The 18,516-nt window shown below is 72.8% G+C and carries 18 protein-coding genes and 4 pseudogenes; 8 read left to right on the forward strand and 14 right to left on the reverse strand.

Annotated features, from left to right (window positions below; all coding sequences use genetic code 11):
* Nucleotides 1-178: 178 nt before the first annotated feature.
* The gene (locus AC2CJA_RS11570; protein ID WP_484602584.1) at nt 179-661 is read right to left on the reverse strand and encodes a MarR family winged helix-turn-helix transcriptional regulator; all 483 of its coding nucleotides are present in this window, start codon (nt 659-661) and stop codon (nt 179-181) included.
* Nucleotides 662-746: 85 nt separating this feature from the next.
* On the opposite strand from AC2CJA_RS11570, the gene AC2CJA_RS11575 reads away from it, so the two are divergent.
* From AC2CJA_RS11575 to AC2CJA_RS11595, 5 genes are all read left to right on the forward strand, one after another.
* On the forward strand, nt 747-1,763 hold the full coding sequence (locus AC2CJA_RS11575) for an NADP-dependent oxidoreductase (RefSeq protein ID WP_484602585.1): 1,017 nt from the start codon (nt 747-749) through the stop codon (nt 1,761-1,763).
* A gap of 138 nt (nt 1,764-1,901) precedes the next feature.
* Nucleotides 1,902-2,330: an organic hydroperoxide resistance protein gene (locus AC2CJA_RS11580; protein ID WP_484602586.1), complete on the forward strand. Its 429-nt coding sequence runs from the start codon at nt 1,902-1,904 to the stop codon at nt 2,328-2,330.
* 265 nt (nt 2,331-2,595) lie between these two features.
* On the forward strand, nt 2,596-3,156 hold the full coding sequence (locus AC2CJA_RS11585) for a hypothetical protein (RefSeq protein WP_484602588.1): 561 nt from the start codon (nt 2,596-2,598) through the stop codon (nt 3,154-3,156).
* Nucleotides 3,090-3,950 carry a type 2 periplasmic-binding domain-containing protein gene (locus AC2CJA_RS11590; protein WP_484602589.1) on the forward strand — a complete coding sequence of 287 codons (861 nt, stop codon included), beginning with the start codon at nt 3,090-3,092 and terminating at the stop codon, nt 3,948-3,950. The genes AC2CJA_RS11585 and AC2CJA_RS11590 overlap by 67 nt, the downstream gene beginning before the upstream one ends.
* Entirely contained in the window at nt 3,947-4,375 is a 429-nt protein-coding gene (locus AC2CJA_RS11595) for a hypothetical protein (RefSeq protein ID WP_484602590.1), read from the forward strand. The genes AC2CJA_RS11590 and AC2CJA_RS11595 overlap by 4 nt, the downstream gene beginning before the upstream one ends.
* Here the strand turns inward: AC2CJA_RS11595 and AC2CJA_RS11600 are convergent.
* The 3 genes and pseudogenes from AC2CJA_RS11600 to tnpA form a co-directional block, all read right to left on the reverse strand.
* Entirely contained in the window at nt 4,336-5,496 is a 1,161-nt protein-coding gene (locus AC2CJA_RS11600; protein ID WP_484602591.1) for an aldose epimerase family protein, read from the reverse strand. The genes AC2CJA_RS11595 and AC2CJA_RS11600 overlap by 40 nt on opposite strands.
* Nucleotides 5,493-6,011: pseudogene (locus tag AC2CJA_RS11605) on the reverse strand (ABC transporter permease subunit); the annotation flags it as partial. The gene AC2CJA_RS11600 and the pseudogene AC2CJA_RS11605, both read right to left, overlap by 4 nt.
* A gap of 119 nt (nt 6,012-6,130) precedes the next feature.
* Nucleotides 6,131-6,435: pseudogene (gene tnpA, locus AC2CJA_RS11610) on the reverse strand (IS200/IS605 family transposase); the annotation flags it as partial.
* On the opposite strand from tnpA, the gene AC2CJA_RS11615 reads away from it, so the two are divergent.
* The gene (locus AC2CJA_RS11615; protein WP_484602592.1) at nt 6,365-6,541 is read left to right on the forward strand and encodes a zinc ribbon domain-containing protein; all 177 of its coding nucleotides are present in this window, start codon (nt 6,365-6,367) and stop codon (nt 6,539-6,541) included. The pseudogene tnpA and the gene AC2CJA_RS11615 sit on opposite strands and share 71 nt — an antisense overlap.
* 173 nt (nt 6,542-6,714) lie before the next feature.
* Here AC2CJA_RS11615 and AC2CJA_RS11620 read toward each other — a convergent pair.
* The 4 genes and pseudogenes from AC2CJA_RS11620 to AC2CJA_RS11635 all read right to left on the reverse strand — a co-directional run.
* Nucleotides 6,715-6,867: pseudogene (locus AC2CJA_RS11620) on the reverse strand (sugar ABC transporter permease); the annotation flags it as partial.
* A gap of 56 nt (nt 6,868-6,923) precedes the next feature.
* Nucleotides 6,924-7,884 (reverse strand): annotated as a pseudogene (locus AC2CJA_RS11625) (hypothetical protein); the annotation flags it as partial.
* Nucleotides 7,885-7,976: 92 nt separating this feature from the next.
* Nucleotides 7,977-9,065, reverse strand: a complete 1,089-nt coding sequence (locus AC2CJA_RS11630; RefSeq protein ID WP_484602593.1) for a zinc-binding dehydrogenase — start codon at nt 9,063-9,065, stop codon at nt 7,977-7,979.
* A gap of 112 nt (nt 9,066-9,177) precedes the next feature.
* Complete coding sequence (locus AC2CJA_RS11635) at nt 9,178-10,137, reverse strand: SGNH/GDSL hydrolase family protein (RefSeq protein ID WP_484602594.1); 960 nt, start codon at nt 10,135-10,137, stop codon at nt 9,178-9,180.
* 342 nt (nt 10,138-10,479) lie between these two features.
* On the opposite strand from AC2CJA_RS11635, the gene AC2CJA_RS11640 reads away from it, so the two are divergent.
* Nucleotides 10,480-10,974, forward strand: a complete 495-nt coding sequence (locus AC2CJA_RS11640) for a DUF3145 domain-containing protein (RefSeq protein WP_484602595.1) — start codon at nt 10,480-10,482, stop codon at nt 10,972-10,974.
* A gap of 242 nt (nt 10,975-11,216) precedes the next feature.
* On the opposite strand, the gene AC2CJA_RS11645 is transcribed toward AC2CJA_RS11640, so the two are convergent.
* From AC2CJA_RS11645 to AC2CJA_RS11670, 6 genes are all read right to left on the reverse strand, one after another.
* The gene (locus AC2CJA_RS11645) at nt 11,217-12,479 is read right to left on the reverse strand and encodes a beta-ketoacyl-[acyl-carrier-protein] synthase family protein (RefSeq protein WP_484602596.1); all 1,263 of its coding nucleotides are present in this window, start codon (nt 12,477-12,479) and stop codon (nt 11,217-11,219) included.
* Between the two features lie 87 nt (nt 12,480-12,566).
* Complete coding sequence (locus tag AC2CJA_RS11650; RefSeq protein ID WP_093848993.1) at nt 12,567-12,815, reverse strand: acyl carrier protein; 249 nt, start codon at nt 12,813-12,815, stop codon at nt 12,567-12,569.
* Between the two features lie 71 nt (nt 12,816-12,886).
* Nucleotides 12,887-13,891: a beta-ketoacyl-ACP synthase 3 gene (locus AC2CJA_RS11655; RefSeq protein ID WP_484602597.1), complete on the reverse strand. Its 1,005-nt coding sequence runs from the start codon at nt 13,889-13,891 to the stop codon at nt 12,887-12,889.
* 14 nt (nt 13,892-13,905) lie between these two features.
* Nucleotides 13,906-14,862 (reverse strand): ACP S-malonyltransferase, encoded by a 957-nt coding sequence (locus AC2CJA_RS11660; RefSeq protein ID WP_484602601.1) that lies wholly within the window; start codon nt 14,860-14,862, stop codon nt 13,906-13,908.
* 100 nt (nt 14,863-14,962) lie between these two features.
* Entirely contained in the window at nt 14,963-16,165 is a 1,203-nt protein-coding gene (locus AC2CJA_RS11665; RefSeq protein WP_484602598.1) for a PucR family transcriptional regulator, read from the reverse strand.
* 128 nt (nt 16,166-16,293) lie between these two features.
* Nucleotides 16,294-17,598, reverse strand: coding sequence for an MFS transporter (locus AC2CJA_RS11670; protein ID WP_484602599.1), 1,305 nt, complete (start codon nt 17,596-17,598; stop codon nt 16,294-16,296).
* Between the two features lie 73 nt (nt 17,599-17,671).
* Here AC2CJA_RS11670 and AC2CJA_RS11675 point away from each other — a divergent pair, with 73 nt between their 5' ends.
* Nucleotides 17,672-18,265, forward strand: coding sequence for a CGNR zinc finger domain-containing protein (locus tag AC2CJA_RS11675; RefSeq protein ID WP_484602600.1), 594 nt, complete (start codon nt 17,672-17,674; stop codon nt 18,263-18,265).
* Nucleotides 18,266-18,516 lie beyond the last annotated feature (251 nt).

The raw sequence follows: 18,516 nt of genomic DNA on the forward strand, positions 1-18,516 counted from the left end.
ACTGGTCAATCTGGCGCAGACGCCACCAGGCAACAGCCCGACACAGCCACTACCGACGACGATCCGTCGACGAACCCGCTGGATAGATCACGAAACCGCACTGGAGTACTAGACGGAGCAGGACCGACTCCGCCCGGCCGGCCCGGTCCCGTGCTGTCCCACCCCCTGTTCCGCCGGCTCAGCGGGCCGAGGCGTCCGGGAGGCCGTCACCGGGGGCGTCGCCCAGCATGCGCCTGAGCAGGTCGCGCAGGAGGGCGCGCTCCACCGGCGTGAGATCGGCCAGCGGCTCACGGGCGAAGTCCATCGACGCGCGCAGCCGTTCGGCCGTCTCGTGGCCCGCCTCGGTGGCGGCGGCGAGCTTGACGCGGCGGTCGGCCGGGTCGGGGCGCCGCTCCACCAGACCGCGCGACTCCAGCCGGTCGACGATGCCCGTGACGTTGGAGGGCTCGCACTTCAGCCGCCGGGCTATCTCCCGCATCGGCAGGCTCTGGAGGTGGAGCAGCGCGAGCAGCCGCGCCTGGGCTCCGGTCAGGGAGTGCCTGGCGGCGGCCTCGTCGTACTCCTGGAGGAAGCGGTCGACGACGGAGCCGATCAGCTCGACGACCTCGAGGGTGAGGGGGTCGGCGGCGGTGGCGGAAACTGGGGCGGAACGGGAGGCCATGACCCCAGAATACCGGTTTGCTTGACAACATGAAACATCGAGGGGATGGTTGTTTCACAACCTGAAGCATATGGAGGCGTTTTCCATGACCTTGCCCACCACCGGACGCGAGTGGCACCTGACCGCCCGCCCGCGGGGATGGCCGTCGCCGGAGGGGTTCGCGCTGCGCGAGGCTCCCGTACGGGCCCCGGGCGCCGGTCAGATCCTGGTGCGCAATCTCCACCTCTCGGTCGACCCGTACATGCGGGGCAGGATGGACGACGTCAAGTCCTACGCAGCGCCGTTCGAACTGGGCCGGCCGATGGACGGCGGGGCGGTCGGCGTCGTCATCGCCTCCGAGGCCGAGGGATTCGCCCCGGGCGACCACGTGCTGCACGGCCTGGGCTGGCGCGAGTACGCCACGCTGGAGGCGGGGCACGCGGCGAAGGTATCCGCCGAACTGGCGCCGCTGACCACCTATCTCGGGGTGCTCGGCATGCCCGGGCTGACCGCCTACGCCGGACTGCTGGAGGTCGCCTCCTTCGAGGAGGGCGACGCCGTCTTCGTCTCGGGGGCGGCGGGAGCGGTCGGCAGCCAGGTCGGCCAGATCGCCCGGCTCAAGGGGGCCTCCCGCGTCGTCGGCAGCGCCGGCTCGGACGAGAAGGCCGCACTCCTCACCGGGGAGTACGGCTTCGACGCCGCCTTCAACTACAAGAACGGCCCGGTGGCCCGGCAGCTGAAGGAGGCCGCGCCCGAGGGGATCGACGTCTACTTCGACAACGTCGGCGGTGAGCACCTGGAGGCGGCGATCGGCTCGCTCAGGACGCACGGCCGTGTCGTGGTCTGCGGCATGATCGCCCAGTACAACGCCACCGAGCCGCCCGCGGCTCCGCGCAACCTCGCGATGGTCATCGGCAAGCGGCTGAGGATCCAGGGCATGCTCGTGGGCGACCACTCGGATCTGCGGCCGCGGTTCGTCGAGGAGGTCTCGGCCTGGATCCGCTCCGGGGAGCTGAAGTACCACGAGACGGTCGTCCAGGGCATCGAGAACGCGGTGGACGCCTTCCTCGGCATGCTCCGCGGCCGGAACGTCGGAAAGATGATCGTCAGCCTGGACGGCTGACGGGCCGCCGGAGGAGCCGGGCGCCCTTGAAGCCGCGTGCTCCGGCCGCGTCCCTTCCCCGGCGCGCCGAGCGCCGAGCGCAGGCGACTTCGGCATGAATCGACGCATGTTCACGCAGTCCGACACAGGAGGATCCTCATGCCCGCTCAGCCCGCCGATGTCCTCTACACCGCCGTCGCCACCGCCGAGAACGGCCGCGACGGTCGGGTCGCCACCGACGACGGCAGGCTCGATGTCGTCGTCAACCCGCCCAGGGAGCTGGGCGGAAGCGGCGACGGCACCAACCCCGAGCAGCTCTTCGCCGCCGGCTTCAGCGCCTGCTTCCAGAGCGCGCTCGGTGTCGTCGCCCGCCGCGAGAAGGCGGACATCTCCGGATCGACCGTGACCGCACGGGTCGGCCTGGGCAAGACGGACGACGGCGGTTTCGGCCTCAGGGTCGAGCTCACCACCTCCATACCGGGCCTGGACCGGGAAGCGGCTCTCCAGTTGGTGAAGAAGGCCCACCAGGTGTGCCCGTACTCGCGGGCGACCGAGGGGAACGTCGAGGTCGTGCTCGACATCGCCTGAGGTGCGGCCAGAGGTGACCGGACACGACCAGGGTATGAACCGGTGAGTCGTGCGGCGCACCCGACGCGCGCGTGAGGAAGGCCGCTCCGGTGCCGCCGGGGCGGCCTTCCATGTCCGCGGGCAGGAGCGCCGCCGGAGCCGTTCGCCGGCTCTCGTGCGCCCGAGGCCGTTTCTGTTCAAACCATTGATGCGAACGGTGTTCGATTCTGCTTTTTGTTCGAATAGTCGATCAGTATCCGAAATTTAGAACGCGAGGGTGGATCGTATGCGCCGAACCTCCCTGCCGGACCGCACCCCCGGCCGGCGGCGTGTGCTCGGCGGCGTGGCCGCTCTGGCCGCCATGACGGCCACCGGGATCGCGGGCGCCTCGGGATGCGCCGCTCCCACCGCGGTGGGAGCGGGCCGCACCAGGCTTCGCTTCTGGCACCTCTACGGTGGCGGCGACGGCGTCAACATGCAGACGATGCTGGACGCCTTCCGCGCCGCGCACCCCGAGATCGCCCTCCATGCCTCCACGCTCCAGTGGGGCGCCCCGTACTACACCAAGCTCGGCATGGCGGGGGCCGGCGGCCGGGCCCCCGAGGTCGCCGCCCTGCACCTGACGCGGCTGCCCGGCTTCGGCCCGGCCGGCTGCTCGACCCCTTCGACCTCGGCCTGCTGGCCGAACACGGCCTCATCGAGAGCGACTTCCCCGCCGATCTGTGGCGGCGCGGCCGGATCGACGGGGCTCAGTACGCCGTCCCGCTCGACACCCACCCGGTGGTCCTCTGCTACAACACCGGCATCTGGGAGGAGGCCGGACTGCTCGGAGCGGACGGGAAACTGAAGCCGATCCGCGGCGCCGAGGAGTTCGCCGCCGCGCTGCGCGCCGCCGGAGAGGCCACCGGCAGGCCCGGACTGGCCGTCGAGACCCTCGGCGCCGGCACCGTCGGACCCTGGCGGCTGTTCTCCACCCTCTACTCCCGGACCGGCGGCACCCTGCTGGACGAGACCGCCACCCGCATCACCGTCGACGACGCCAGGGCGCTGAAGGTGCTGCGTTTCATGCGGCGGCTCACCGAGGAGGGCCTGGCCCACCGCCGCCTCGACCGCAACGGCACGGTCGGCGTCTTCGGCGGCGGGGAGACCGCCTTCCTCCCGGGAGGCGAGTGGGAGGTCAGCACCTTCGCCAACCTGGACCTGCCGTTCTCCATGACCCGGGTGCCGGGCCTGTTCGGGCGGCCCACCGCCCGGGCCGACTCCCACTGCTTCCTCCTCCCGCACCAGGGAGACCGCGGCGGCGAGGGCAACGAGGCGGCCCACGCCTTCGTCGCCTGGACGCTGAAGAACACCGTCGAGTGGGCCAAGGGCGGCCATGTCCCCGCCTACCTCCCCACCCTGGAGAAGCCCGGCTACCTCGAACTGGAACCCCGGTCGGAGTACCGGTCGGTGATCGACGACGTCGTCCTGGACCCGCCCGCCTGGTTCGCGGGCTCGGCGTCGTCCATGTGGATCGAGCTCGGCGCGGTCCTCTCCGGGGTGCTCACCGGTTCCCGCAGCCCACAGGGCGCCCTCGACGAAGCCAGGGACCGGCTCCAGGCCCTGCTCGACACCCCCAACCCGCTCGGAGGCGACGCTTGACCGCGACCACGCCCACTGCCCCGGTGCCACCGGCCCGGACGGCCGCCCGCACCGGGAGCGGCCCCCTGACAGCGGGGCGCCGCTGGACCGAGCACGGTCTGGTCTTCACCGCACCCTTCCTGCTGCTGTACGCGCTCTTCCTGGTCCGGCCGGTGCTGCTGGGCCTGAAGATGAGGCTGGGCGACGACAACATCGCCGGCACCGACAGCACCTACAGCATCCGCGTCGGCCGCTCCACCAGCCCCACCGGGCCGTGGGGTGCTGCGCGCCACCCTGGAACCGATGTCGTGGAACATGATCCGGCTCGTCCGAGGGCCCGACAGGCTTGCGGCACGGCGGGGGCGGGGCGGTCCGGACCACCCCCGCCCCCACCGTGCTGTCCGGTCTACTCCCTGGAGAAGGAGTGGACGGTCGTGGAGCGGTAGGTGCGCCCCGGCCGCAGCACGGTGGTGGGGAACGACGGCTGGTTGGGGGAGTCGGGGAAGTGCTGGGTCTCCAGGCAGAAGCCGTCGCCCTGTCGGTAGACCCGCCCGGAGGTGCCCTCCAGGGTGCCGTCGAGGAAGTTGCCGCTGTAGAACTGCACGCCCGGCTCGGTGGTGGCGATCCGCATCACCCGGCCCGAGACCGGCTCGCGGACGGTGGCGAAGTGCTCGGGCCCGGCGGTGATGCCCTTGTCCAGCACCAGGTTGTGGTCGTACCCCTGCCCGTACAGGATCTGCGGGTGGGCCTTGCGGATGTCCGTCCCGATCGGCTTGGCCCGCCGGAAGTCGAAGGGCGTGCCCGCCACCCGCTTCAGCTCGCCGGTGGGGATCAGCGTCTCGCCCACCGGCGTGTAGCGGGAGGCCGCGAGCTCCAGTTCGTGGTCCAGGACGCCGCCGGAGCCCTCGCCGGCGAGGTTGAAGTAGGTGTGGTTGGTGAGGTTGACGACGGTGGGCTTGTCGGTGGTGGCCTCGTAGTCGATGCGGAAGTCGCCGCGGTGGTCCAGCGCGTACTCCACCCGGACCTCCAGCCTTCCGGGGAAGCCCATCTCGCCGTCCTCGCTGGTGCGCGTCAGCACCAGCCCCGTCTCGCCGCGCCGGGTGAACGGCTTCACCGACCAGATCCGCTTGTCGAAGCCCCGGTCGCCGCCGTGCAGGGTGTTGTCGCCGTCGTTGCGCGGCAGCTCGTAGGCCTTGCCGTCCAGGGTGAAGCGGCCTTGTGCGATGCGGTTGCCGTAGCGGCCGATGAGCGCGCCGAAGTAGGGGGAGCGGGCCTCGTAGGAGGCCGGATCGGAGAAGCCGAGCGAGATGTTGGCGAGCCGGCCGTGCCGGTCGGGCACCTCCAGGGACTGCACGATGCCCCCGTAGGACAGCACCCGCAGCCGGGTGCCTCCGCACGACAGCGTCCAGACGTCCACCTCCGTGCCGTCCGCCAGTTCGCCGAAGCGGGCGCGGCGGGGCGCGGACGGCCCGCCCGGCTTCGCCTGCGCGGCTCCCGCGCCCGGTCCCGCGGTCACCGCCGCTGCCAGCCCGGCCGCGCCGATCACACCGCGTCTGCTGGTGCTCACGAGCCCACCTTCCTCTTGTTCCAGACGTCGAATCCCACCGCCGCCAGCAGGACCAGACCCTTGATGACCTGCTGGTAGTCGGTGCCGATGCCCACCAGGGACATGCCGTTGTTGAACACACCGAGCACCAGACCGCCGATGACGGCCCCGAGCACGGTACCCACACCGCCGCTCATCGAGGCTCCGCCGATGAACGCGGCGGCGATCGCCTCCAGCTCGAAGTTGATACCCGCCTGCGGGGTGCCCGCGTTCAGCCGGGCGGCGTACACGCAGCCCGCCAGCGCCGCCAGCACGCCCATGTTGACGAAGACCGCGAACGTGACCCGCTTGTCCTTCACGCCCGACAGCCTGGCCGCGGCACGGTTGCCGCCGAGGGCGTACACGTGGCGGCCGACGACGGCGTTGCGCATCACGAACCCCAGCCCGATCAGGATGCCGCACATGATCAGCAGCACCACCGGGACGCCCCGGTAGCTGGTCAGCGTCAGGGTGAACGCCACCACCGCCGCCACCAGGATCTAGCGAGGGAGTACCGGCCTTCAGGCCGGTAGGGAATCGCTTCTCAGGGCTGCTCTGACCCCAGCCGTGGGCACGAATCCGCACTGTCAACCCGCGCCCACGACAAGGGTCGGAGCGGCCGGTTCCGCTGCTCGATGTACCGGCGGACCGCCGCTGGCGGAGCCCCCCGACGGATCCGGCGAAGTACGCCCCGGACCACAGGCGCTGAGCCCGCCAGTAGTGCTGGACGAGGTCCGGGAACTCCTGCCGCAACCGGCGCGAGCTGACGCCCTTGAGCGAGTTGACCAGCTTCGAGATCGCGACCTTCGGCGGAAAGTTCACGAGGAGGTGCACGTGGTTGGACTCGCCGTTGAACTCGACCAGCTCCGTTTCGAAGTCCTCGCAGACGTGCTCCGTGTGCTTCGTCATCGACGGGCCCAAGCCCCTCAGCGTCCGGGAGTGGACGTGCGAGGGGTGCCAGACCACCCACGACCGGGACGTGAACGCGGCCCGCATCGTGTTGACCGCAGGACGTGCGGACAACTGAAACGCCTGCGGAGGGACCGTAAGACCCGGCTTCGGCAGGGCAGGACCCGATGAAACAGGAACCCGACTCAAGGCGAGCCGTCTCGACGGACGCCAGGGAGGGGATCTCCCGCCTCCAGGCGGGAGAGGACGTCAATCCTGGAACAGCACGACCGCCACCGCGACCACGCCGATCAGCACCGTGTTGGAGACGTTGACGGGTTTGAGCAGGTTGCCGTCGGTCCAGATCTGGAACAGCACGACGATCAGCGCCAGCGCGACGAGCATCCCGTACTGCCGCATGTTGGAGCGCACGGTCCGCAGCAGCAGCGCCCCGGCACCCGTGCCACCGGCGGAGCCGCCGGAGCCCGTACCGCCCCGGGGGAGGGGTCGGGTTCTTCCGGGAAGCGGTTCAGGGGGCCGGGCAGACGGGAGCCGGGCGGGGACATCCCGTCCCCGGTGCCGAGGCGGGCCAGCAGATCCAGGGCGAGCCGGCCACGGCGGACCCGCTCGCGGGCGGTCTCCGGGGTCACGTCGCGCAGGCGCGCGCCGTAGGGGTGGATGGCGGGGGGCCTTGCTGAGCCCGAACTTGAGGTAGACCGGAGCGCCGCGCCGGATCAGCTCGGCGGCGTCGTACATCCGCACATAGCCGCCGAGGTCGTCGGGAGCCTCCAGGTAGAAGTCCATCGGGGCGCGGCTGACCCGGCGGATCTCGGTCAGGTGCTCCAGGCTCAGGTCGGACGGCACGTTGATCGAGTCGGCGCCCAGCCGCCCGAAGACGGCGTACGAGGCGGGGTTCACCGGGCCGATCAGCGCCGACACCTTCAAGGTGGTGTCGGCCGGCAGGACGCCGCGCGTCCGCAGCCGGTGCAGCGTGTGCGGCACGCCCTCGTCGGCCACCAGCAGGCAGCGCACACCGAGTTCGGTGGCGCGTACGGCGTCCTCGACGCACCCGGCGAGCGCGTCGTGGCCGCGGGCGCGCAGCCCCGCGCCGCCGGAGGGCGTACGGGTGCCGGCGCCGGCGTCCCAGGTACGGCGCGGCCCGGTGAACAGGCACAGCTCCACGTTCCGTTCGGCGCAGGCGCCGGCCATCTCGGAGATCTCGGCGTCGGTCAGCATCCACACGCCGCTGCCCTGGCTGACGCGGTGGACGGGGACGTCCAGGACCTCGGCCTCCTTCAGCACCGTCGCCAGCGCCTCCGGTCCCTCGACGGAGGGGATCTCGGTGCGTCAGGCGCCGCCGTCGGGAAAGGCGTGCGGAGAGGAGTCGGAGGGGTCCCGGTCGGGACAGGGATGGCCGAGGGAGGTGAGGGCGGCCCCGCCGGGGCGGCGGGGACCGGAGGGCTTGATGGACGCGTCGGTCACGATGCTCCCTGGTTCACTGACGTTCGACATCTCGTACGTTGTTCGTGATCGAAGGTGTGGGCCGGGGCCGCGAGCGGCCGGAAAGGACGGGGTCAGGGCCGCAGTATGACCTTGCCGACCCCCGGATCGCCGCCGCCGACCAGCGCGACGGCCGCGGCGAAGTCCTCCAGCGGCAGCTCGTGGGTGATCAGGGGCGCGGGTGTGAGCAGCCCCGCGCCGAAGGCCCGCACCGCATGGGCCCAGGCGGCCGGCGGGGCGCCGAAGACGGACCGGACGGTGAGCCGGCTGACGGACAGACGGACGGGATCGATGCCCCGCGCGCCGGGCCCGGGCAGTCCGGTCAGCGCCACCCGCCCGCCGCGCCGGGCCAGCAGACAGGAGTCATGGGCGGTGGTGGGCGCGCCGGCTGTCTCCACCACCAGGTCGTAGCGGCCGCGCAGGCCGCCGGTCCCGGCCGGGTCGCACATCCCGGTGGCGCCCATGGGCAGGGCCTGCTCGGCGCGCTCGGTGCGGGGATCGGCGACCAGCAGTTCGGCGGGGGAGACCGCGGCCAGCAACTGCACGGCCAGCAGTCCGAGCGTGCCCGCCCCGACCACGGCGATCCGCTCGCCCGGGCGCGGCCCGCCCGCCAGCACCGCCGCCGCCACGGCGGCCGGCTCCAGCAGGGCCACCGAGCGCAGCGTCTCGGCGTGGTCCAGCTCGAAGTGGCCGGTGCCGGACGGGTCGAGCTTGAGCGCACGGTAACCGCGTCCGACGACCTTCAGGGCCGCCTCGTGGAACGCCTGCGGAGTGCGCTCGACGGTGTACCAGCCGTTGGCGTACGCCTTGACCCGGTCGGTCACCCTGCCGCCCAGCAGCTGCCACACGGGCACGCCCAGCGCTTTGCCCTTGATGTCCCAGCAGGCCATCTCCACGCGGGCGATGCCGGACATCACGATCTCCCCGGCGCGCCCGTAGCCGCCGTACTTCGTGCGCCGCACCAGGTCCTCGGCCGCGAAGGGGTCGGATCCGGCGATGTGGTTCGCCTCGGCCTCGCGCAGATAGCCGACCAGGGCGTCGGTGTGCCCGAGCATCCGGGTCTCGCCGACGCCGGTGAGTCCCTCCTCGGTGTGTACCCGGACATAGGCCGGATTGCGCCACGGAGTGCCGACGACATGCGTGCTGATCCCGGTGATGCGCACAGCGGCCGGCCTTCTCTGATGCTCGGTATTTCGTCATGCGTTCGAAATGCTGGCGTGAATGCAATGACGGGGCTCGACCGGAGTCAGTGGAGTGGGCGCCGGTTTCCGCCGCTCAGGCGGGCGGACGCTCGGCGGTGATCTGCCGGTGGGCGATCTTGGCGAGTACGCGCTGGCCCTCCGGGCCGGGGTGGAACCAGTCCCAGGAGCTCAGCTCGCGGGCGGTGAAGCGGTGGCCGTGCACCGCACCGCCGTCGTGACGGCAGCGCTCCGTGCGCTCGCAGACCTCCGCCAGCGCGGCGTTGTACGCCCCCACCCGCGCCGACACCTTCGCGCGGCGCTCCGCCGCCGCGGCGTCCGGGGCGCCCGCCCCGCCCAGCATCGACGGGCAGATGCCCAGCTGCCACACCCGCGCGGCCACCGGGTGGGACCGGCCCAGCTCCCACAGCCGCTCCAGGTCGGGTACGCCGGCCACGTACACCTGGGTCTTGGGCGAGGACCGGCGCAGGGTGCGCAGCGCCTCGGTGAAGTCGGCGCGGAACTCCTCCACCGGCGTCATCCGTTCCACCGTCGGCCGGCAGGCGTCGTTCGCGCCGATCAGCACCGTCACCAGCTCCGGCCGGTGCGCCGCCGCCTTCCGCGCCTGGGCGGGCAGCTCGGCCATCAGGGCGCCGGAGCGCGCGTGGTTCCAGGCCGCGGCGGCGGGGACGCCCAGCCGCCGCGCCAGGCTGTCCACCTCCGGGGAGGTACCGGTGGCCCAGGACGCCTCCGGGCAGTCGTCCAGCAGGGAACAGGCGTCGAAGGCGCGGGTGATGGAGTCGCCCAGGGCCGCCAGCGAATCGGGGCCGGTGTCCCACGCGGGCGATGGGGAAGGGGAGGGGCGGGCCCCGGCGGGCGCGCCCCGGGAGTGCGGCGCACCACCACCGGAGCCGCCGCACGACACGGCGAACACGGCGAACACGACGAACACGGCGAGGGCCGCGGTGGCGGCGACGGCGGCCCAGGCGACGGGCGGCAGCCCCCCGCGGCGTGTGCGTCCCGTCGGCGGACGGCCGGACGGCGTGTTGTCCCGCACGGGTGCTCCCCCCGTTCCTTCCGGTGTCCCGGTGGGGTGATGGTTCGGACGGGTGGGTTGACCGCCCCGGCCGACGGTACGTCACCCCATGGGTGCCGCGGCACGGTAGCTTTTGCCGTGACGGTCCGAAAATGGCCGCCGGACACGTTTGACAGATTACATCGCGTCACTTGCTGTCCCTTTTAGGGAGAATCGGCACGGATAGTGTTTACTGTTCGTAACTTCGGGAGCCGGAGGACATGTGACCGACGGGGCAAGATGTCAACCGGTGACCCGGCGCAAGGCCGGCAGGGATTCGAGGCCGCCACGGAAGGTCGCACTCGAACCACACAGGAGGTCCCGGTGACGACACGTGGAGTTCTGTACGTGCACTCCGCCCCCCGCGCGCTGTGCCCGCACGTGGAATGGGCCGTCGCGGGAGTGCTCGGCGCCCGCGTCAGCCTCGACTGGATCAAGCAGCCCGCCTCGCCGGGCACCTGGCGTGCGGAGCTGTCCTGGCAGGGCGAACCGGGCACCGCCTCCAAACTCGCCTCCGCGCTGCGCGGCTGGCGCATGCTCCGCTTCGAGGTCACCTCCGAGCCCTGCTCCACCGCCGAGGGCGAGCGCTACAGCTCCACCCCCGAGCTGGGCATCTTCCACGCCGTCACCGGCATGCACGGCGACATCCTCATCCCCGAGGACAGACTGCGCGCCGCCATGGACCGCGCCGCGCGTGGCGAGACCGAGCTGGAGGCCGAGATCTCCAGACTCCTCGGCAAGCCCTGGGACGACGAGCTGGAGCCCTTCCGCTACGCGGGCGAGGGCGCCCCGGTGCGCTGGCTGCACCAGGTGGTCTGACCCCGGCGCGGACGGGCGCGGTGACGGCCCACGGACGCCTGCGCGCCGGCCCGGCCTCCGTTTCCGCTCTCCGCCCTCCGGAGCCGCGCTCCCGTCCGGGGCCCCGCGGACTCCCCCGGACGCCGATGTGGGCCGCCGGTGCTGGGCCCGCGGGGCCCCTCCCGCGGGGGCGCCCCGCTCGCGCGCGGCCCCCGCCCCCCCCCCCCCCGCGCCGGTGCGCGAGCCTGTCGCGCCAGGCAGCCTCAGGCGGTGCGGAAGGCCACGACGACGTTGTGGCCGCCGAAGCCGAAGGAGTTGTTGATCGCCACCAGCGGCCCCTCGCCCAGCGGGCGCGGTCCGCCGGCCACGATGTCGGCGTCGATCTCCTCGTCCAGCTCGTCGACGTTGATGGTCGGCGGAGCCGTGCGGTGGTGCAGCGCCAGCACCGTCGCCACCGTCTCGATGCCGCCCGCGCCGCCCAGCAGGTGGCCGGTCATGGACTTGGTGGCGGAGATGGCGACGTGGTCCAGGTCGGAGCCCAGCACCTTGCGCAGTGCCTTGATCTCGGCGACGTCGCCCTGCGGGGTGGAGGTGGCGTGCGCGTTGAGGTGCGCGATCTCCGAGGGGTTGAGACGGGTGCTCTCCAGCAGGCCCTGCAGGGCGTCGGCGATGCCCCGGCCGCCCGGCTCGGGCTGTGCGATGTGGTGGTTGTCCGCGGACAGCCCCTGCCCCAGCACCTCGCAGTAGACCCTGGCGCCGCGCCGGGCCGCGTGCTCGGCCGACTCCAGTACCACGACGCCCGCGCCCTCGCCGAGCACGAAGCCGTCGCGGGCCTTGTCGTAGGGGCGCGAGACCTTCGCCGGGTCCCCCTCGTTCTTCGACAGCGCCATCATGTTGGCGAACGCCGCGATGGGCAGCGGGTGGATCGCCGCCTCGGTGCCGCCAGCGACGACCACGTCGGCGCGCCCGGTGCGGATCATCTCCACGGCGTAGCCCACCGCCTCGGCGCCCGAGGCGCAGGCGCTGACCGGAGCGTGCACGCCCGCCTGGGCGCCCACCTCCAGGCCCACGTTGGCCGAGGGGCCGTTGGGCATCAGCATCGGCACGGTGTGCGGGGAGACGCGCCGGACGCCCTTCTCCTTGAGCACGTCGTACTGGTCGAGCAGGGTGGTGACGCCGCCGATGCCGGAGGCGACGACGGTGCCGAGCCGGCCCGGGTCCACCTGCCCGTTCTCCCCGGCCCTGCCCTCGTAGCCGGCGTCCGCCCACGCCTCGCGGGCCGCGATCAGCGCGAACTGCGCCGAGCGGTCCAGCTTGCGGGCGAGCGGGCGGGGCAGGACGTCGGAGGGGTCGACCGCCGCCCGCGCGGCGATCCTCACGGGCAGTCCGGCCGCCCACTCCTGCTCCAGGGCCCTGACCCCGGAGCGGCCGGCGAGCAGGCCCTCCCACGTCGATGCGCTGTCGCCACCCAGCGGTGTGGTTGCGCCGACACCGGTGACGACCACGGTGTGGTGGGTCGCGTTCACAGGAATTTCTCCACTGGTAGGGAAAGTGCGGGCATCCGCCACCGCGGGACGGGTGGCGACAAACGCTTCGACGGGCGTGCGGACCGGTCAGTCCTGGTGGTTGAGGATGTAGTCCACCGCGTCGCCGACGGTCTTGAGGTTCTTGACGTCGTCGTCCGGGATCTTGACGCCGAAGCGCTCCTCGGCGGCGACGACGACCTCGACCATGGACAGCGAGTCGACGTCCAGGTCGTCGGTGAAGGACTTGTCCAGCTGGACGTCCTCGGTCGGGATGCCGGCGATCTCGTTGACGATCTCGGCGAGACCCTCGACGATCTCTTCCTTGGTGGCGGCCATGGTGGCGCTCCTTCGTGTCGTGTTATGCGTGGTGGGTTGTGGTCCGGTGTACTGCGGTGCGGAACATCCGGCTATGGGAGGGTAACGACCGTCGCCGCGTAGACGAGACCCGCCCCGAAGCCGATGACGAGTGCGGTGTCGCCGCTCCTCGCCTGCCCGGTCGCCAGCAGCCGCTCCATGGCGAGCGGGATGGAGGCGGCCGAGGTGTTGCCGGTGGTCTCCACATCGCGGGCGACCGTGACGTGCTCCGGCAGTTTGAGGGTCTTCACCATCGAGTCGATGATCCGCATGTTGGCCTGGTGCGGAATGAAGACGTCCAGGTCGTCGGCGGTGATCCCGGCCGCCTCCAGCGCCTGCTGGGCGACCTTGGCCATCTCGAAGACGGCCCAGCGGAAGACCGTCTGGCCTTCCTGGCGGAGCGCCGGGAACTTCTCGACCGTGCCCTCGCGGTAGTCGTCCCACGGCACCGTCTGTGCGATGACGTCCGCCTTGTCGCCCTCCGACCCCCATACCGCGGGACCGATGGCGGGTTCCTCGGACGGGCCGACGACGACCGCCCCGGCGCCGTCGCCGAAGAGGAAGGCGGTGGTGCGGTCCGTCAGGTCCGTCAGGTCCGACAGCCGTTCGACACCGACGACCAGCACGTGCTCCGCGCTGCCCTCCACCACCAGGCCCTTGGCGATGGTCAGGCCGTAGCCGAAGCCCGCGCAGGCCGCCGAGATGTCGAAGGCGGCGGCCTTGCCGGTGCCCAGCCGGTGGGCGACCTCGGTGGCGATCGAGGGCGTCTGCTTGAAGTGGGAGACGGTCGAGATCACGACCGCGCCGATCTGCTCGGGAGTGATCCCCGCGGCCGCGATGGCCTTGCCCGCCGCGGCGAGCGTCATCTCGGCGACGGTCTCCTCCGGGCCGGCCCAGTGACGGGTGGTGATGCCCGAACGGGAGCGGATCCACTCGTCGGACGAGTCGATGTGCTTGAGGATCTCCTCGTTGGGCACCACGCGGGTCGGGCGGTAGCCGCCGACGCCGAGGATGCGCGCGTACGGTGCGCCCTTCGCGGGCCTGATCTTCGCGGTCATGCTCTCGCAAGCTCCTATCGACTGCTGTCCGGCCGCTGGGCCGCGGGAGAGGCGTGCTCGGCGATCAGCTCACGGGCCGCGTCGAGGTGCTCGGGGGTCTTCAGTGCCAGCGTCCTCACACCCGGCAGGGCACGTTTGGCCAGACCGGTGAGGGTGCCGCCGGGGCACACCTCGATCAGCGCGGTGACGCCCATCTCCTCGAACGTCTCCATGGACAGGTCCCAGCGGACCGGCCCGGCGACCTGCCGCACCAGCCGCCGTACGACCTCGCCGCCGTCGGCGACCGTCCGCCCGTCCCGGTTGGAGACGTAGGGCACCCGCGGGTCCTTGGGCGCCACGCCCTCGACGGCCTTCGCCAGCGCGTCGACGGCCGGAGCCATGTGACGGGTGTGGAAGGCGCCCGCCACGGACAGCGCCTTGACCATCCGCACCCCCTCCGGCTTGTCCTCGGCCAGGGCGGCGAGCTGCTCCACGGTGCCGGCGGCGACGATCTGTCCGGCGCCGTTGACGTTGGCCGCGGTCAGCCCCAGCCTCTCCAGATGAGCCGTCACCGTCCCCGGGTCGCCGCCGATGACGGCGGTCATACCGGTCGGGGTGGCGGCCGCGGCCTCGGCCATCGCCCGGCCGCGGGTGCGCACCAGCGCCATCACGGCCTCGGGAGTGAGGACTTCGCCGATCGCGGCGGCGGTCAGCTCGCCCACGCTGTGACCCGCGACGGCGCCGAGGGAGTCCAGCGGGACGCCGTCCAGCAGCGCCTGCGCGGAGACCAGCCCCGCGGCCACCAGCAGCGGCTGGGCCACGGCCGTGTCGCGGATCTGCTCGGCGTCGGCCTCGGTGCCGTAGTGGACCAGGTCCAGGTCGATGGCCGCCGACCACTGGCGCAGCCGGTCGGCCACACCGGGGAGTTCGAGCCAGGGGGTCAGGAAGCCGGGCGTCTGGGCGCCCTGGCCGGGAGCGACGAGTACGAGCACTCTCACACTCTCTCTTGTCGACGAAGGTCCACGCCGGTGGGGACCAGCACGAAGAACGGTCAGGTGAATTGTGGGATGCCGACAAAGCCGATGGGCATGACTATATCTGCCCGCCCCCGTCCGCCAGACGACCCAGGATCAGCGCGACGCGCAGCGTGAACGCCGAACGGACGTCCGAGGGAGACCATCCAGTGACATCCGTCACACGTCGCAGCCGGTAGCGGACGGTGTTGGGGTGCACGAACAGCATCCGCGCGGCTCCCTCCAGACTGCTCGCCTGCTCCAGATAGACGCTCAAGGTCTCCAGGAGAGCGGCCCCTGCCTCCTGGAGCGGTCTGTAGACCTCCTCCACCAGTAGCGCCCGCGCGGTGGGATCAGCGGCCATCGCGCGTTCGGGCAGCAGATCGTCCGCGAGCACCGGGCGCGGTGCGTCCGGCCACGCGGCGCACGCCTTCAGTCCGGCGGCGGCGGCCCGCGCCGAACGCGTCGCCGACAGCAGGTCGCCCACCACGGGACCGGCCACCACCGGGCCCGCGGCGAATGGGCCGATCAGCGACTTGGCGACGTGCAGCGGGTCGTCCGAGCCGCCGGCGACGACCACCAGCCGGTCGCCCAGCACCCCGGTCAGCACCTGGAGTTTGGCGTGCCGGGAGGCGCGCCGGATCGCCTCCACCGTCAGCTCGCTGTCCTCGTCGGGCGCGGTGCCCAGCACGACCGTCACATGCTCGGGGGAGCCCCAGCCCAGCGCCGCGGCGCGGGAGACGGCACCCTCGTCGGCCTCGCCGGAGAGCACGGCGTTGACCACCAGCGACTCCAGCCGCGCGTCCCACGCACCACGCGCCTCGGCGGCCTGCGCGTACACCTGGGCAGTGGCGAACGCTATCTCGCGGGCGTAGACCAGCAGCGCCTCGCGCAGCACGCTCTCGTCGCCGGGCGCGGCGACCTCGTCGATCGCCGCCTCCACGACCTCGATGGTGGTGCGGACCATCTCCACGGTCTGCCGCAGCGTGATCGCCCGCGTCAGCTCGCGCGGCGCGGTGCCGAACACGTCGGTGCTGATCGCCTGGGGTGTCTCCGGGTGCCGGAACCACTCGGTGAACGCCGCGATGCCCGCCTGCGCCACCAGTCCGATCCACGACCGGTTCTCCGGCGGCATCGCCCGGTACCAGGGCAGTTGCTCCCCCATGCGGGTGAGGGCCGCGGCGGCCAGCTTGCCGGAGGACTGCTCCAGCCGCCGTAGCGTCGCGGGGTGCGGGTGGGGGCGCTGCTTGTCGGGTGCTGGTGTCTGAGTGGGTTCTGGCACGGGACAAGACTGCCCTATTGGTACGGCCGTATGGGTGGCGGGTGTCGGATCCGTACAACGGACGGGGGCCAAGGCCAATGCCCGCCCGGTGCCGGCGCGTACGGCTGAACACCCCCGGCGCGGAGGCTTCAGCCGGAGGTTCGCTGCCCGCGGGCCGGAACACCGGCCCGGGTGGCCGGCTTCCCGGCCGGGCGCGGACGGGGACTCAGGAGGCGGTGGAGTCCGGCGGCGGCGAACTGGAGGGCCGCGATCCCCAGCAGCAACAGGTGCGGCGGCAGCCCGGCCGCGGCCCCGGCGAGTGCCGAACCGCAGGCCGCCGCCGAGATCTTCAGCCCCGCCCCGATGGTGAAGACCTGCGCCCGCACCCCGGACGGGGAGTGGTCGGCGCGGATGCGCAGCGTGGCGCTCAGCAGCGGCCCCTCGAAGACGCCCGCCACCGCGAACAGCGCCGCCTGCACGGCGAACGAGGGCGCGGCAGCGGCGGCGGCCAGACCCAGGCCCGCGCCGGTCAGGCAGAGGGGGACCAGACGCCGGGCGGGGAAGGACCGCAGCCACCGGGCCACCGCCAGGGAACCCGTCAGCGCCCCGAGCGCCAGCGCCGTCATCAGCACACCCCCGGCGTCCGGGCGGCCCCGGTCGCCGGCCAGCAGCACCGCGGTGGTGGTCAGACCGCCGACGCCCACGAAGGCCAGGGAGGTGGCGGCGGTGGCCGCCCGCAGCTCCCGCACGCGCCACACCGCTGTCAGGCCCGCCCCGAGATCGGCCCGCAGCGTCCTGCGGGAGTCCGGGCCGGGTGCCGCGGTCCCGTCCCCGCTTTCGCCCGGATTCGCCCGCCCGTACGGCAGCGCCGCCGCGGTGACGGCCGCACCCGCCGCCGAAACGGCCAGCAGCAAAACGGCAGGGGCGGGCGAGGCCAGCGCGGCGATCACGCTCACCAGGGCGGGACCGGCCACCGACACAGCGTTGTAGGTGGCCGCGTCCAGGGCGTACGCGCGGTCGCGGTCAGCACCCTCGGGCACCAGACGGGCCACCAGGCCGGACAGCCCGCCGGTGGCCACCGGCCCGCAGCCGCCGCCGAGGGGGGGGGGGGGCCCCCCCCCCCGCCGCCGGGCGCGGGGGGGGGCGACGGCCAGCACCACGGGCAGGGGAGCGCGTCCGGTGATCGCCGCCAGTACCGTGATGCCGGCCGCCATGCCGCCCAGCGCACCCAGGTAGAACAGCCGGGGGCTGCGGGCCCGTTCGGCCAGCGCCCCCGTCAACGGCGCGACCAGTACGTGCGGCGCCATCCAGGCGGTGAGCACGAACGCGCCCTGGGCGGCGCTGCCGGTGCGGTGCATCGCCAGCATCACCACGGCCACCGCCATGCCCTCACCGGCAAGCCGCGCGAGGAGGGCGGTGGCCAGATAGGGCCTCAGCCCGGTGTGCGCACGCACAGGCGCCTCCAGCGTGTAACGCCATTTTGGAAAAAGACGTTACCTTGTGCGAGGCGGGCGAAGGGAGAGGCGAGTGAACGACGTGGTCACCGGACGCGGATTCCAGTCGGCCCGGCGGCTGGTCGACCTCGCCAACGCGCTGCGCGCCGACCCGGAACTGCCCTGGGAGGAACTGACCGGACTGCTCACGCGACACGGTGAGCGGCCCGAGGACCTCACCGAGGAGGCGTTCCCCCCGGCCTGCGCGGCCGAACTGCGCTCCGCCGTCGCCCGTATGACGGTCGTACTGGCCGAGACCGACACCGGCCGGGCCGCTCGCGCGCTCAACGGGATCCTCGCCGAGTGCGGTGCCCGCCCCCGACTGACCGACCACGGCGGACGCCATCCCTGGCACCTCCACGTCGACCGGGGCGAGGACGCGGGCTGGGCCGACTGGTTCCTGGCCACGAGTGCCCTGGCCCTGGCGCAGATCGTCACCGAGTACGGCCGCGCCGCCTGGGGCGAGTGCGCCGCCCCAGGCTGCTCCGCCTTCCACCTGGACACCGGCCCCGGCAGCGCCCGCCGCTACTGCTCCGCCACCTGCGCCTCCCGCGCCCGCGTCGCGGCCCACCGCCGCCGCCGGCGGGAGGGCGGCACGGGCGATCCACCGGGTCGGCCGGGAGGCTGAGACGGGGCCGTGCGGTACGCACGTACTGCTGCGGCGACCACTCGGCGGAACTCGTGGAGAAAGCCGCCCCGGGCGAGCCGCCGGAGGCCCCGCAGCGGCCTTCGGCGGGCACGGCGGCGGACGGCCTCACCGGGTCGGGGGGCCTTCCCCGGCCACCACCGGCCGGTCCCTTCAGGCGGTCGTGTACGGGGCCCGGGCGGCCCCGCCCCGATGGTGCCCGGGGGGCCTCCGGGGTTCGTTTCCCCCAGGGT

This window comes from Streptomyces sp. ATLC9 (assembly GCF_057196705.1).